The organism is Archangium sp. (assembly GCF_036277355.1).
In the GTDB taxonomy this organism is placed as follows: domain Bacteria; phylum Myxococcota; class Myxococcia; order Myxococcales; family Myxococcaceae; genus Archangium.
Genome location: NZ_DASUNC010000043.1, coordinates 1 through 13443 on the forward strand (window position 1 = coordinate 1; position 13443 = coordinate 13443).

The window sequence follows — 13443 nt, forward strand, 5'->3', positions numbered from 1 at the left end:
CTGCGTCTCCAGGGCCATGAGGGCGTTGGCCTGGTGGCCGGGGTCCTGGTGGCTCTCGGCCATGGAGGCCAGCCTGTCCACCACCCTGGGCGAGCGCACGGCCTCCGTCTCCCGCACCGCGCGCAGGTAGAGCGACATCTCGGGCTCCTGCGCGGTGTCGGCCCATTCAATCACCTGGAGCGCCGCCTGGGCGTCCTTGCCGATGAGCTCCGCGAGCCGCTGCTCCAGGAAGAGCAGCGCGGCCTGATCATTCTGGGCGATGGCCTGGCGGATGGCGGCGCGCACGCCCTCGAGCCCGTGCAGGGACTCGAGCTTCAGGTAGCCCGCGTAGCACGTGAGCCGGGCGAGGCGCGGCTCGGGGAGGGGCTGCTCGTTGGCGGCGGCGGCCGAGGTGGTGCCGAGCGTGGCGAGCAGCGCACCCAGGCGCCAGCACCGGGGGATGGACGAATGCATTCGGGAGGCCTTCAAGTGATTTCCCCTGGGAGAAGGCGGGGGCGGGAGTCGTCCCCTGGGGAGCTCCCCCCCGCCCTCCGCGAGCTACTGCAGCGTCACCTGTCCGATCGCGTTGGAGCCGGTCGCGGGCGAGCCGCACGACACATAGCCGGTGTACCAGGCGCTCAGGCGGGTGCCGCTGCGGCGGTTGTCGGCGTGGACGTGGGGCGCGGTGGAGCTGCCGGTGCTGCCCAGCCAGCCCAGGTAGGCCCCGCGGGCGGCCGTCTTGGTCTTCATGTCGGCGTTGGGGTTGATGTGCAGCTGGCGGAAGTCGTACCCGTTGCTGCCGGTCACCTGGTAGTAGTTGCCCGCGCCGCCGCCGCAGTCCGTCGGCGTGCTGTCGCAGTCGGAGGCGCAGCCGGAGATCATGAGCTGGTAGGTGTAGGTGCCGTTGAGCATGGACAGCACGTTGGTGGCGTTGCACGCCCCGCACGAGGTCTTGTTCCCGGTCGTGTCCACGCAGATGTCCAGCGCGGTGTGCGAGCTGGAGTTGCAGAAGTAGTACGTCGTCGACTTGATGTACGTGCCACTCTGCAGCGACGGGCCATAGGCCGTCACCGTGGCCGCCGCCGCCTGCGCGCCCACCAGGGCCAGCCCCACGCCTGCCAGCGACTTCACCGCCGTCTTGATGCTCCGCATGTTTTGCTCCCTCGCAACCGCGTGTAAGGAATCCCTGGCATATGCCTCCGGGCTCCCAGGTCGTATGGAACCGCTACCGGGGGGCCGAGTGCCTGGAACGCAGGAATCCGGGCGTAACATAGGGCGGTGCCGTCAGTGTCCCGTCATTGCCACACCTTCGGGGAAATGACGATGCACTGACGGAGGAATGACGGTGCGCCGGCAGGGCAACTTCCTCAGTTGCCGCCGCCGAACCTCCGGCGCCACAGCTCGCCGAGCGCCTCCAGCGGGTTGCTCGTGCGCTGATTCTGGTCCTCGGCGTCATCGGCCTCCAGCCCGCGCTGGTAGAGCTCGTCCAGCTTCGGATCGCGGATCTCCTCGGGCACCCGGGCCGGCCGGAAGCCCTCCGTGGGCCGCACGACGATGAAGGCGTTCTGGTAGTTCAGCGCGTACCTGGAGGAGTCCTCCCGCCCGTCGGCGAACCAGCGCTGGGCGTAGAAGTCTCCGTCGAAGTTCTGCACCCGCACGTCCTCGCCGTACGTCTGCCGCGCCGCCTCCAGCGTGTCGCGGATGGCCATCTTCGGCGTGAACATGATGCCCAGCTGCTCGCCCTGGCCGTTGAACACCATGAAGGCGCGCGAGTCGAGGATGCCCGTGGGGTTCAGGTCCTCCCCGTCCGCCACGTTGCGCTGGCCCGTGTCCGGCTCGGTGCCCATGATGCCCACCAGCTGGTCCACGCTGCTCGCCGAGTGGTGCGCGAAGAGGTTGATGGCCACCACGTCCGGCCGGGCCTCCAGCTCCTTCAGCTGCTGGCGGATGCTCGCCCGGTCATTGTTCCCCTCATCCGGGAAGTCGAGCATCACCTGGCGGAACTCCACCTTGCCCTGCTCGTTGGTGACGCGCTGCGTGTAGTAGCCGGAGTGGATGTTGTCCGAGCCCAGCCCGTCCTCGCGGATGACGCCTCCCTCACGGATGACGCCGGACGTCAATGCATCATCCGTCCGGTCCGCGGGCGGAATGTTCTCGGTGATGCCCAGCTTGCGCGGATCGAAATACGAGTAGCCCACCGGCTGCGTCAGCGCCGGGTTCGTCTTCCCATCCGCGCCCGTCTGGGCGGAGATGAAGCCCGTGCCCAGCACGGCCACCGGCTCCAGGCCCATGGCGGCCAGCTTGGGCATCAAGTCCCTGGCGCGCTCGCCGGAGGAGGGGATGATGAAGGCGTCCGGCGGCAGCGAGTAGGCCTGCGCGGGCGAGCCAATCACCGAGGTCCTGTTCACGTTCTCCACGTGCAGGGTGCCGTTCTCGTTCCGGGCGATGTACTCCACGCCGTTGCGGTCGACGTAGCGGCTCTTGGCCTGCGCATCCAACAGCTCCATCTGCCGCGTCTCGCCGTTGATGACGACGGTGCGCGTCTGGAAGGGGGCGTTGGGGTCCCGGAAGCGCTCGGCGAGGCTGCCCTCGCGCCGCGAGAACTTGAAGGCGTCATAGTCCAGGTCCACCAGGCGCGGTGCCAGGTCGCCGGTGGGCCGCGAGGGGGCCTGGCCCACCGTGAAGCGGGTGGACGGGGTGCTCAGGGTGCTCGGGTCCAGGTTGCCCAGGGCGCTCCGCGGGAGGATGGGCGTGCCATCGGCCGCCGTCTCCAGCCGGTCCACCACCGCCTCGTAGGAGCCCCCGCCCTTGTCGCGCACCAGGCGGAACAGGTTGTCCTGCTCGTTGTGGATGAGGCGCAGGTCCGTCGAGCGGCCGTTGCTCAGCAGGTGCTCGTGGCGGCTCGTCCGCTCGTACTGGCCCTCGGACACCTCGCGGTAGAAGTCCAGCTGGGTGCCCGCGGCGTTGACGACCTCGGCGCTGTCCGAGCCGTAGGTGACGGCGCTGCCGCTGCCCACCTGCAGGTTGTTGCGCGGCCCGGGAATCCGCTCGTAGTGCTCGCCGAACTTGTAGACCGTGCTGCCATCGGGCCGGTCCGTGCGCACCAGGCCCAGCTGGTTGTCGCCGGGGGTGAACTGGTAGGTGACGCGCTCCAGCTCGTTCTGCTCGTTGCGCTGCAGGTGGCTGGCCTCCCAGAAGGAGACCTGCTCGGTGCGGCCATCCCGCTGGAGCTGGGCGGTGCGCAGGTTGTACTCGGTGCCCCCCTCGCGGGTGACGTCCCGGCCGCGGCCCTCGGGCAGCGCGTTGAAGACGGCCGGAGGTACGTCGACGAAGCCCTCGCCCAGCCGGGGATCCTTCACGCTCACGCCGACGAGCCGGCCCTCGCGCCCGTTGCTCATCCACCGCTGCATGGAGGCCACGCCGTTGTCGCCCACGGTGAGCTGCACCGTTTCCGGCCGGAAGCCCGGCAGGCTGCTCGTGGTGGCGCTGGAGTGCACCCAGCCCGCGGCCTGGTTGATGAGGCGGTCCGTCTCGGTGGCGTTCTGCGGACTGGTGGCGAACTGCACCTCGGTCTGCTCGCCGGCGCGCTTGATTTCGTAGACGCGCAGGTTGTGGGCCAGCCCGGTCTCGGGGTTCTGGAAGCTGCTGTCGTTGACGCGCACGCGCACGGCGCCGAAGGGCGTCTGCACGCCGTATTGCTGGGCGGAGGGCGCCTGGGCCAGCGTGGTGCCACGCGTGGGCGTGGTGCGCTGCGCCGAGCCCAGGGCCGCACTGGCCAACGGGTTTGTCTTTGTCTCGAATCCGTCACGGCCGACGGAGCGCGTCATCGCCGGGTTCTGGGTCTGGGCCGGCGGGGTCTGGCGGCTCTCGGTACGGCGGACAGGGGGAGGCGGCGGGGGGGGCGGCCGATTGTTGCGGATGGTCGTCACGTCAGGGTCCTCTTGCCGGAATTATCGGAACACCTAACAACGTGTTTCGCGATTTCACGAAATCGTGACCCTGCCTGCCCAGCGCCTCAGCGCGGCCTCCCTATGACCTCCATGGGGAAGGGCGGCCATCACCACTCACCTGTCCGAGGCCGGAGCACAGCGCTGCCTCCTGGGTGCCCAGGGGCTCCCCGGACGGAGCCAGGGCCTCGGGGGCTCCGCCACAGCCCACCAGCAGCAGTCCGGACAACCCCAGGTGCAGCGGGAGACGATTCAGCTCGGGTCGCAGGGTGGTATCCCTCGGAGCCGTCCGTCACTGGCACCAGTAGCCCGCGACGGTGCTGGCGCTCAGCACCTTCCAGCAGTACGTCCCCACCGTCGAGCAGCTTCCCCCCTCCTGGACGGAGGTGGCGCACTTGGGGTTGGGGCTGCGCGTGTAGCACGACGTCATGTAGAGGTCGTAGCAGCTCTCGTAGCTGTCGAGCACCCAGGTGCCACCGGGACAGGCCTCGGTGATGGCCTGGGAGGCGCTCCGGGGCGAGGCCCAGCAGGTGGTGCGGTTGCCGGCGCTGTCGATGACCATCGGCCAGGCCTTCACCAGCAGGGTGTGGGTGCCGCAGGTGATGCCCGTCTGGCTGAAGTACCACGTCCCGGAGGTGCCGGTGCGCTCCTCGGAGGCGTACAGCACGTTGTCCAGGTAGTACTCGAGCCGCACCGCGTTGGCGCCGGCGGACACCGCCCAGGAGCCACTGGCGGCCATCTCGCCCAGATAGGTGCTGGCGCCCGAGAAGGCGAGGGTGGAGACGCTCAGGCCGGAGCACATCGCCTGCTCCTGGGTGCCCAGGGCGTCCACCGGGAGCTCCTGCTCGCTCTCGGACACGCTCCCACAGGCCGTCAGCAGCAGCGCGGAGAGCAACACACACAGGGAGGGGATGAGGGGGGGGCGTGACATGGGGAGACACTCCTCGCGAGCAGGGATGGAGGCAAAGGGCGTGAAAAATTCCACGGTGGGTATAAAACAGGATTGGCGGAGCAAAGTCAAAAAGCCGCAATCGCCCCCATCCCAGTCCTCCCCCCTTCAGGTGGGCCGCTCAGTAGCAGAGGTAGTTGTCGTTCCAGGTGTGGGGGTCCGAGGGCTCGTACCACTGGGTGCAGATCTTCCCGGCGATGGGCTTGGCGGACGACCAGGACAACACGAGGGGGCTGTCCTGGGGGACGCAGAGGTAGTTGTCCATCCAGGTGTGCGAGGCCGGCTCGGCGCTCTCGGTGATCTGCGTACAGCGCAGGCCCGGGATGGGTCCGGCGCTGTTCCACTGGAAGCCGTAGTTCACGTCCGCGCACAGGTGGTTGTCATTCCAGGTGTGGGGGTCCGCGGACTCGTTGATGGGGGTGCAGAACTTGCCCGCGATGGGGCCGGAGGGTGACCAGTAGAGCGGGGGGCAGCTCTCGGTGAAGGTCTGGGAGGTGGACCTGGAGGTGCTGAAACAGGTGGTGCGGTTGCCCGCGCTGTCGATGACCATGGGGGTGGCGCGCACCGTGAAGCCATGGGCGCCGCAGGTCATGCCCCAGGCGCTGAAGTACCAGGTGCCGGAGGTGCCGGGCCGCTCGTCCATGCCGAAGAGGGTGCCATCGACGAAGTACTCCAGCCGCACCGCGTTGGCGGGAGAGACGACCGTCCAGCTTCCACTCCCGGCCACCTCGCGCTGGTAGGAGCTGATGCCCGCGATGGTCAGGGTGGTGACGTTCGAGCCGGAGCACACCTGGGCCTCCACGGTGCCCAGGTCCTCCCCGGCGTGTGCGAGCCTGTCCTCGGGGGCCTCGCTGCTACAGGCCGTCAGCAGCACCGCGGCGAGCAGCGAGCGGAGGTGCGAATGAATCAGGGGACTGCGCATGTCGGGGCTCCTTCATGAGGGGGGCGGCGGGTATGATGCATGGACCGGGCAGTTGACGGGAGCCCGGCGCTCACCTCCAAGCCCGCGTGGGCCACGGGCGGCGGCATGTGGGCACCGGACCTCGAGCACCTCGGCGCGAACGGTCAGCCCTCGTGGGACATCATGGACACGTCGGAGAATCCCCCCTCGAAGGACCACTCCTCCGCCTCGGCCACGGGTGAGTCAGCCTGCGCGAGGCAGAGAGCCCTCGGGCTGCTGTGGGCTCTGCACGCGCTGGAGGTACCAGCGGCGGAAGGCCAGGGTGGCGCGGTCGGTGGCGACGCTCTTCTCCTGGGAGGGCGGCGGCACCCTGTCCGGAGCGCTCTGCACCACGGCCTTGTCCTCGGAGGCGATGTAGATGTTGAACTGATCCATGAGCCAGCCCAGGGGGTTGTAGCGCATGAAGCTGCGCGCGCTCAGGAGGAAGAGGCGCGTGGAGCGCTCCTCGTGCGGCACGCACCACACGTGCAGGCGCCAGGTGTTGCCGGGGATGGGGATGTCCAGCTGCATGCCATTGGGCCTCAGCCATGAGAGCCGCCCCGGGGAGACCACACCATCAATGCTGATCTGGGTGTACCAGCCGGTGGGCGAGGGGTGCACTTCAACATCCATGGTGGAGTCTTCTTTCATCTGCTTGCGGAGGATGCGGCCGATGGTGTTGCGGTGCACGAAGGGCAGATGAGGCGAGTCCAGCATGTTCTCCATGACGCGGGACCAGTGGGCGCGGAAGACGGTCACGTAGTGCCAGTGGCTCATGCGACGGTCCTCGAGCGCCTCGGGCACCACGGGCTCCTCGGGGGCCTCGGAGCCTGGGCGGGTGTACAGCCACACCATGCCCGCGCGCTCGCGCACGGGGAACGAGGTGGCGTTGAAGTTCTTGAGCTTCTCCGGCGGCATGGGGTTGAGGGGCACGTGGGCGCAGGCGCCGTCCGCCGCGAAGCGCCAGCCGTGGAAGGGGCACTCCAGGCACCCGTCCCTGACCTTTCCCAGGGAGAGCGCCACGCCCCGGTGGGGGCACCGGTCCATGAGCGCCGCGGCCTTGCCCTCGGCGTTGCGGAAGAGCACCAGCCGCTGCCCGGCGACCTGCACCGGGAAGGGGCGCTTGCCCACCTCGCGCGAGAGCGCCACTGGAGTCCACGTGTCGGCGAGTCCCTCTCCTGCGAAACCGTCCTGCATCGGCTCCTCCTGGTCGACCGCTGCTCCTGTTTAATGGTTCTCATGGCCTCACGCACGCATTGCGGGGCAGCCGAACCACGCGGGTAGCCCCTCGATGCCCACCACGACGGCAGAAGGTCCTCAACTCCTTCGTCCTCTCCTCTCCCAACTCGTCGAAGAAGCCGTTGAGCGTCTCTTCGTTCTTCCCCTCCAGCCGCCCGGGCGACAGGCGCTCCTCCACCACCCGCTCGATGATGGTGCCCACCGTGCGCCAGTTGAGACGCGGTCATCTGTGCCTTGGGGCCCACGCGCCCGGAGGATCCGCCCTTCTGCGCGGCGCTCACCCGTCACATCGTGGAGGAGATGAAGCGGCTCGGCGTGCGGCGCCTGCTGTGCATCACCGGGGCGATGGTGGGGGACTCCCCGGGACGCAGTGTGTTCTTCCAAGGCATGGCGGACATGTTCCGCCGCAGCGCTCCAGAGCAGGCCGCGGACCGCGCCGAGCAGGAGCGGCTCGTGATGGAGAGCGGGCTGGACTGGACGGTGGTGAAGCCGCCGCGGCTGACGGAGGGCCGGGCGCGGGGGAAGGTCCGCGCCGGAGCGTCCGAGCCCGTGGGCATGCTCTCGAGCATCTCGCGCGCGGACCTGGCCCGGTTCCTCGCGGAGCAGCTCGAGCGGCGGGATTTCGTGCAAGCACGTGTCGTCGTGCGTTCGTGAGCGGAGGGGGGGCGGGTCCGCCTCGTCTGCCAGGCTCAACCACCCGGGCAATCTTGAGCTCTTATGTCGCTCCGGTCCGGAGAGCCGGTGCTGAGAACATGCGGGTTGCCACCGACAGGGTGTCGAACGACTTGTATGGACGGATCGTACGAAGCGAAATGTCGGAACGAGTCCTTTGTCACATTGAGTCATCTTCTTACGAGCACTGCGTTGACACTCACCACCACCCTCGCGGGGCGAATGCCCCGACGTGAACAGGCCAGTGGATAACTGCGTTATGCCTTGGGCTCCACGTGAAGCAGGCGGCTGGCCCATCGGCGGACACTGTGAATGCCATGCGCCCATGTCGTGCGTCTGCGAACAACGCCGCTGACGTGTGGCGAGTGCCACGCATGGTCAGGTCGTACCTGGCGGGTTTCTCGTCGGGAGATGTGGGTGCACGAAGAACGAGCGGTGCTGGGCCATTGAGGCTCGGAAGTTTGCATCCAAACCCAACAACCTTTAGCTCATGCGTCAGGAGCACTGCGCCATCGACGGCGGCCATACCGGCAACGGTCAGGATTGATCCAAAGTCCGTAGGAGAGGCATTGAAGAGGCGGAGAGCAAGTCCAGACATTCACAGGCAAAGAGGGCTCATCCCTCCGGACGGCGCTTGAAAGAGGGGCGCCGTGGAAGGACAGGGGAGGATCACAGGCCGGACAGCCAGGGGGGAAGAGGCGCGGGAGCAGTTGGCGGGCGCTCAGGCAAGTGTGGTACCCGTACTCCCGCCCCTGCTCATCCTTCGTCGTATGGCTCGGCTCGGCCGGCGCCTGCCGCTCCTGGCGTATCAACCCCTTGTCCAGCCCACGCCGCACCACCTGCTCCAACCCCTCCGGCTCCAAGCTCCCCAGCAGCCTGTCCAACGTCATCTTCTCCCCGGACCTGCCCGGCCCGTCTCCGGCTCTGTGCAGGCGCCCCCCGCGCGATCAGCCCGCAGCTGCTCGCCTCCGTGGGCGCCTGGAGGCGGGACTATACTTCAGCCGTAGGGCCGGGTGGGATAACCTCTCCCGTGGGACTTTGAATCAAGCCTGCCTCGGCCCCTGCGCACCAGTCCCCCTCAACAGCGCCCCGATTTCTCCTCTGCTCCACAGCGTCAGGTTATGGGACACTGCACCCCAGAGGACACACGGACACCATGGCAGACAAGCGGTGGGAGGAGCTGTACCTGGCGTATGCGCCTCTCATCTATTCGAAGTGCCGGAAGATCCTGGATGACGATGCCTCGGCGCAGGATGCAACGCAGGAGACCTTCATCCGCGCCTACGTGCACCTGGCCAAGGTGCGCGATGTGAAGGAGGCGCTGCCGTGGATCTACAGCATCGCCACCCGCTACTGCTTGCAGGCGCGGCGCAATGTCCGGAGGCAGGCGCGGCCGGTGGGGGAGCTGCCCGAGCCCCAGGGGGTACACGCCGAGGAGTCCTTCACCAACCGCGACTTCCTGCTGCGGCTGCTGGAGCGCGTGCCGGAGAAGGTGAAGGTGGTGGCGTGGCTGCACTACATGGAGGGGCTGGATCAGGGGGAGGTGGCGCGAGTGCTCGGCCTCTCCCGGCGCACCGTCGTCTACCGCCTCGCGGAGTTGTCTGAAATGGCCGCCCAGCTACGGGCAAGAGGAGACACATGAGTCCTCCCCCCTCGCCGCACCTCTCCACCCTGACCCTGGATGCGCTGCACCTGGGCGGGCTGTCACCCGAGGAGGAGCGCCAGGCGCGCGCGCACCTGGCGGAGTGCGAGGACTGCACCCGGCGGCTGACCACCACGAGCTCCTCCGCGCTCCACTTCCAGCAGGCCCTGCAGCAGCAGACGCTGGAGCAGATGCGCGCGCGCCTGGAGCGGCCCCGCTCGCACAGGACTCGACCGGCGCTGCGCTGGGTGCTGCTGGCCCTGGGGGCCACCGCGCTGGCGGTGGGCGCGGTGCTGGCCCGCATGGGTGGAGGGGACTAGACTCGGGCCACCTGTGAGCCGCTGCCCATGAAAGACGCGGAAGAGGATTCGACGCGGACCGTGTCGCCCCCTGCCGCGGTGGGGAATGCGCCGGTGGGGGCCTCGCATCCGGCACCCGGCCAGCAGCTCGCCGGGCGCTACACCGTGTTGGAGCTGCTCGGGGAGGGCGGCATGGGCTTGGTGCTTGCCGCCTATGACTCGCGGCTGGACAGGCGCGTGGCCCTCAAGCTGCCCCGCTCCCACCTGGCCAGCGGCGAGCAGGAGCAGCGCCGCCTGCTGCGAGAGGCCCAGGCCATGGCGCGTCTGAGCCACCCCCACGTGGTGCAGGTGTATGACGCGGGCCTGTTGGAGGACGGGCGCCTCTTCCTCTCCATGCAGTTCGTGGAGGGGCAGAACCTCTACCAGTGGCTCCACCAGCGGCCGCGTACCTGGCGCCAGGTGCTGGAGGCCTTCCTGGCCGCCGGCCGAGGGCTGGCGGCCGCCCACGCCACGGGCCTGGTGCACCGCGACTTCAAACCGGAGAACGTGCTGGTGGGGCGGGACGGGGGCGTGCGGGTGACGGACTTTGGGGTGGTGTGTGCGGGCTCGGGCACGAGGCCCTCCGGGCCCGTCCCCCTCGTGCCCACGCCCCCGCATACCTGGAACGAGCAGCTCACCTCGGCGGGCGCGGTGGTGGGCACGCCCCGCTACCTGGCCCCGGAGGTGCTCGCCGGACGCCCGGCGGACGCGCGCAGCGACTTGTTCTCCTGGTGCGTGGCCCTCCATGAGGCGCTCTTCCACCAATCCCCCTTCCCGGGCGCCACGGTGGAGGAGCGGGCTCGCGCCATGCTGGCGGGGCCGGCGGCGCCGCCAGCGCGCTCGGAGGTGCCGGGCTGGGTGGTGCGCGCGCTGCAACAGGGCCTGGCGTTGGATCCGCGCGAGCGCCCGGCCTCCCTGCTGGAGCTGGTGGCGGCGCTGGAGAAGGACCCAGCGGTGCGCTGCGGCGCCCGCGCGCGTGCCGCGGCCATGGGGCTGGCCTTTGCCGCGGCCGGGGCGCTGGCCACCTGGGGCTGGGGGTACACACGGCAGCCGCGCTGCGCGCGCATGGAGCAGCAGCTGGCCGGGGTGTGGGACGAGGCGGTGCGGCTGCGGGTGCGCCAGGCGCTGCGAGGCACCGGGCTGCCCTATGCCCAGGACACCGCCTCGCGCGTGGAGGCGGCGCTGGAGGGCTACGCGAGCCATTGGGTGCGGCTGCGCACCGAGGTGTGCCAGGCGAACGAGGCTCCCGCCGGCTCGCCCCAGGGCCTGGCCGCACTGCAGGAGTCCTGTCTGGAGCGGCGCCGCAGCCAGGTCCGCGCCCTCACCGAGCTGCTCGCCCGCGGTGCAGACCCAGAGGTGCTGCCCAGGGCCGTGCAGGCGGTGGACGCGCTCCCGCCGGTGCAGGACTGCGCGGACGCGCGGCTGCTCACCGCGGCGGTGCCTCCGCCGGAGCGGCCTCAGGTGCGCGCACAGGTGGAGGCCCTGCTGCCACGGGCGGACAGGCTGGAGGCGCTGCATGCCGCCGGCAAGTACAAGGAGGGGCTGGAGGTGGGCGAGGCGCTCCTGCGCGAGGTGGAGCCGCTGCATTACGCTCCGCTTCACGCGCGGGTGCTCCACCTGCTGGCCCTCCACAAGCAGGGCGCTGGAGAGGCCTCCGCGGCCGAGGCCCTGGTGCGCCAGGCCATCCCCCTGGCCGCCCGGGGCCGGGATGATCTGCTGGCGGCGCGGGCCTGGAATCTGCTGCTGCTGCTGGTGGGGCACACCCAGGGACGTCCCCAGGAGGCCCTGGGGTGGGTGCTCTCCGTGGAGCACGCCGTGGCACGCGCCGGGGATGAGGGACTGCGCTCCACCTCGCTCAACAACCTGGGCCTGGTGCTCGAGGACGTGGGGCGGCTCGAGGAGGCCCGCGAGCACTACGCGCGCGCCCTGGCCCTCAAGCAGCGGCAGCTCGGGCCCGAGCACCCCACCACCCTCACGTCCCTCGCCAACCTGGGCACCGTGCTCGGCAGGCTGGGCCGCACCGGGGAGGCCCTGACGTACCTCCAGCAGGCGCAGGCGCTGCGCGAGAAGGTGCTGGGGCCCGAGCATCCCTCCAACGCCATCTCCCTCACCAACCTGGCCTACCTCCTGGACACCCTGGGGCAGCCGGAGCAGGCGCGCGCCCTCTTCGAGCGTGCGCTCGACCTGCGGCGCAAGGTCCTGGGGCCGGAGCACCCCCGCACCGCCCTCTCCCTGCTCGCGCTGGGCCGGCTGCTGCGGGAGCAGGGGCAGCTCGCCCAGGCGCGTGAGCACCATGAGCGCGCGCTGGCCTCGTTGGAGAAGGCCCCGGGGCCCGAGTCCCTGGATGCGGCCTACGCCCACTCGGCCCTGGGCTTCACCCTGCTGGCGCAGGGGGAGTGGGAGCAGGCCCGGCACCACCTCGAGCGTGCGCTCACGTTGCTGGAGCGCCACCAGGGGCTTCAGTCCCCCGTGCGGGGAGAGGTCCTGGAGGGGCTCGCGGAGTACCTGCTGGCCCGCGGTCAGCCCACCCAGGCCGTGGCCCGCCTGGAGCAGGCCCTGGCCCTGGCCTCCGCCGACAGACGCCCCGTCGTGCTGTTGCAGCTGGCCCGGGCCCTGTGGGCCGCCGGCCCGCGGCGTGCCCGTGCCCGCGCCCTGGCCACCGAGGCCCTCCAGCACTGGCAGCGGCTCGGCCACCGCACCCGCCAGGCCGAGGTGCAGGACTGGCTGGACTCCCATGTCCTGCCAGCTGCCCCCGGCCAGGCACGGGCCCGGCCGTAGGCCGTCGCGAGGGCCCACGGCCGCGGGCGTCCTTCCCTGTCCTACTTGGGCGCCAGCGTCACGTTGTAGGTGCAGGTGCCGCGGTTGTCATTGTAGGGGTTGTCGTAGTTGCAGGTGATGGCATCCTGTGTGGCGTTGCGGCCGCTCATGGGGGTGGTGCAGTCGGAGGTACCGCCGCTCAAGTCATTGCAGCCCTGCCAGTAGGTGCCACCGCCGTCGTAGCTCCACCGGTTCCACTGGCCGCCCGAGGCGGAGAAGCCGGTGATCTTGCATCCAGCCGGGGCGGTGTAGCTCAGCGGCCCGCTGAACATGTCATGGCTGACGGTGGTGTTCGGGCAATGGGCCGCCGCGCTGTCCGCGGAGAAGAGCACCTCGCTGAGCACGAAGTTGCCGTTGCCAGCGCAGCCGGGCCCGCCCGTCGGCAGTTGGGTCGCCGCGTCGTCATCGATGGCCTGGATGCGGACACCGGTGATCTGGTCGATGCCCACCGTTCCGGTGATGGTGAAGGTGACACCGCCGGTCGTGGAAGGACACGCGTTCACCACCAGGGAGTCGTCCGTGTTCTCGCTCAAGGTGAGGCCGGGGACGTTCGTCACGGAGCTGGTGGGCTCGACGGCGACCCAGGAATGCCCGTCCTCGGCGAGGTTGCAGTCGCTGGCACCGTTGGCGAAGGCCGTCTTGGGGGCACTGGTGACGTACAGCTTGAACTTTCCGAGGTAGTGGACCCCACTCGTGGCCAGGTGCCTGAGGACGAAGCGCACCGTGGTGGCACCGTTGGTGTAATCGGGAGTGGTGCCCGTGGTGAGCTGGGCGCACGCCTCCCGCGTCTGGGAGGTCGGGTCCGACAGGCCGTCATTCACCGCCCAGCCGGTGGCGTCCTGGACCCCGTCGAACGCCAGGTCGATGGTGTGGCCGCTCTGCTCGAACTCGGCCGCGGCACTCGCGGCATCCAGATCGTA

Annotated in this window: 11 protein-coding genes and 1 pseudogene; 4 read left to right on the top strand and 8 right to left on the bottom strand. The window is 69.8% G+C overall.

Annotated features, from left to right (window positions below; genetic code table 11):
- From VFZ09_RS11080 to VFZ09_RS11110, 7 genes and pseudogenes are all read right to left on the bottom strand, one after another.
- Positions 1–453: pseudogene (locus tag VFZ09_RS11080) on the bottom strand (hypothetical protein); the annotation flags it as partial.
- Positions 454–537: 84 nt separating this feature from the next.
- Complete coding sequence (locus tag VFZ09_RS11085) at positions 538–1131, bottom strand: peptidase M23 (protein ID WP_329727500.1); 594 nt, start codon at positions 1129–1131, stop codon at positions 538–540.
- 215 nt (positions 1132–1346) lie between these two features.
- Complete coding sequence (locus VFZ09_RS11090) at positions 1347–3908, bottom strand: hypothetical protein (protein ID WP_329727501.1); 2562 nt, start codon at positions 3906–3908, stop codon at positions 1347–1349.
- A 310-nt stretch (positions 3909–4218) separates the two neighbouring features.
- Positions 4219–4857 carry a hypothetical protein gene (locus tag VFZ09_RS11095; protein WP_329727502.1) on the bottom strand — a complete coding sequence of 213 codons (639 nt, stop codon included), beginning with the start codon at positions 4855–4857 and terminating at the stop codon, positions 4219–4221.
- A 139-nt stretch (positions 4858–4996) separates the two neighbouring features.
- On the bottom strand, positions 4997–5797 hold the full coding sequence (locus VFZ09_RS11100) for a hypothetical protein (RefSeq protein ID WP_329727503.1): 801 nt from the start codon (positions 5795–5797) through the stop codon (positions 4997–4999).
- 222 nt (positions 5798–6019) lie between these two features.
- On the bottom strand, positions 6020–7012 hold the full coding sequence (locus VFZ09_RS11105; RefSeq protein ID WP_329727504.1) for an aromatic ring-hydroxylating dioxygenase subunit alpha: 993 nt from the start codon (positions 7010–7012) through the stop codon (positions 6020–6022).
- Between the two features lie 40 nt (positions 7013–7052).
- On the bottom strand, positions 7053–7256 hold the full coding sequence (locus tag VFZ09_RS11110) for a hypothetical protein (protein WP_329727505.1): 204 nt from the start codon (positions 7254–7256) through the stop codon (positions 7053–7055).
- A 23-nt stretch (positions 7257–7279) separates the two neighbouring features.
- Between VFZ09_RS11110 and VFZ09_RS11115 the strand changes: the two genes are divergently transcribed.
- From VFZ09_RS11115 to VFZ09_RS11130, 4 genes are all read left to right on the top strand, one after another.
- The gene (locus tag VFZ09_RS11115) at positions 7280–7708 is read left to right on the top strand and encodes an NAD(P)-dependent oxidoreductase (RefSeq protein WP_329727510.1); all 429 of its coding nucleotides are present in this window, start codon (positions 7280–7282) and stop codon (positions 7706–7708) included.
- A gap of 1174 nt (positions 7709–8882) precedes the next feature.
- Entirely contained in the window at positions 8883–9368 is a 486-nt protein-coding gene (locus VFZ09_RS11120; RefSeq protein WP_329727506.1) for a sigma-70 family RNA polymerase sigma factor, read from the top strand.
- Positions 9365–9688, top strand: coding sequence for a zf-HC2 domain-containing protein (locus tag VFZ09_RS11125; protein ID WP_329727507.1), 324 nt, complete (start codon positions 9365–9367; stop codon positions 9686–9688). Before VFZ09_RS11120 ends, VFZ09_RS11125 begins: the two co-directional genes overlap by 4 nt.
- A 27-nt stretch (positions 9689–9715) precedes the next feature.
- The gene (locus VFZ09_RS11130; RefSeq protein WP_329727508.1) at positions 9716–12484 is read left to right on the top strand and encodes a serine/threonine-protein kinase; all 2769 of its coding nucleotides are present in this window, start codon (positions 9716–9718) and stop codon (positions 12482–12484) included.
- A gap of 41 nt (positions 12485–12525) precedes the next feature.
- Here VFZ09_RS11130 and VFZ09_RS11135 read toward each other — a convergent pair.
- On the bottom strand, positions 12526–13443 hold a 918-nt coding region (locus VFZ09_RS11135), incomplete at its 5' end, for a hypothetical protein (RefSeq protein WP_329727509.1).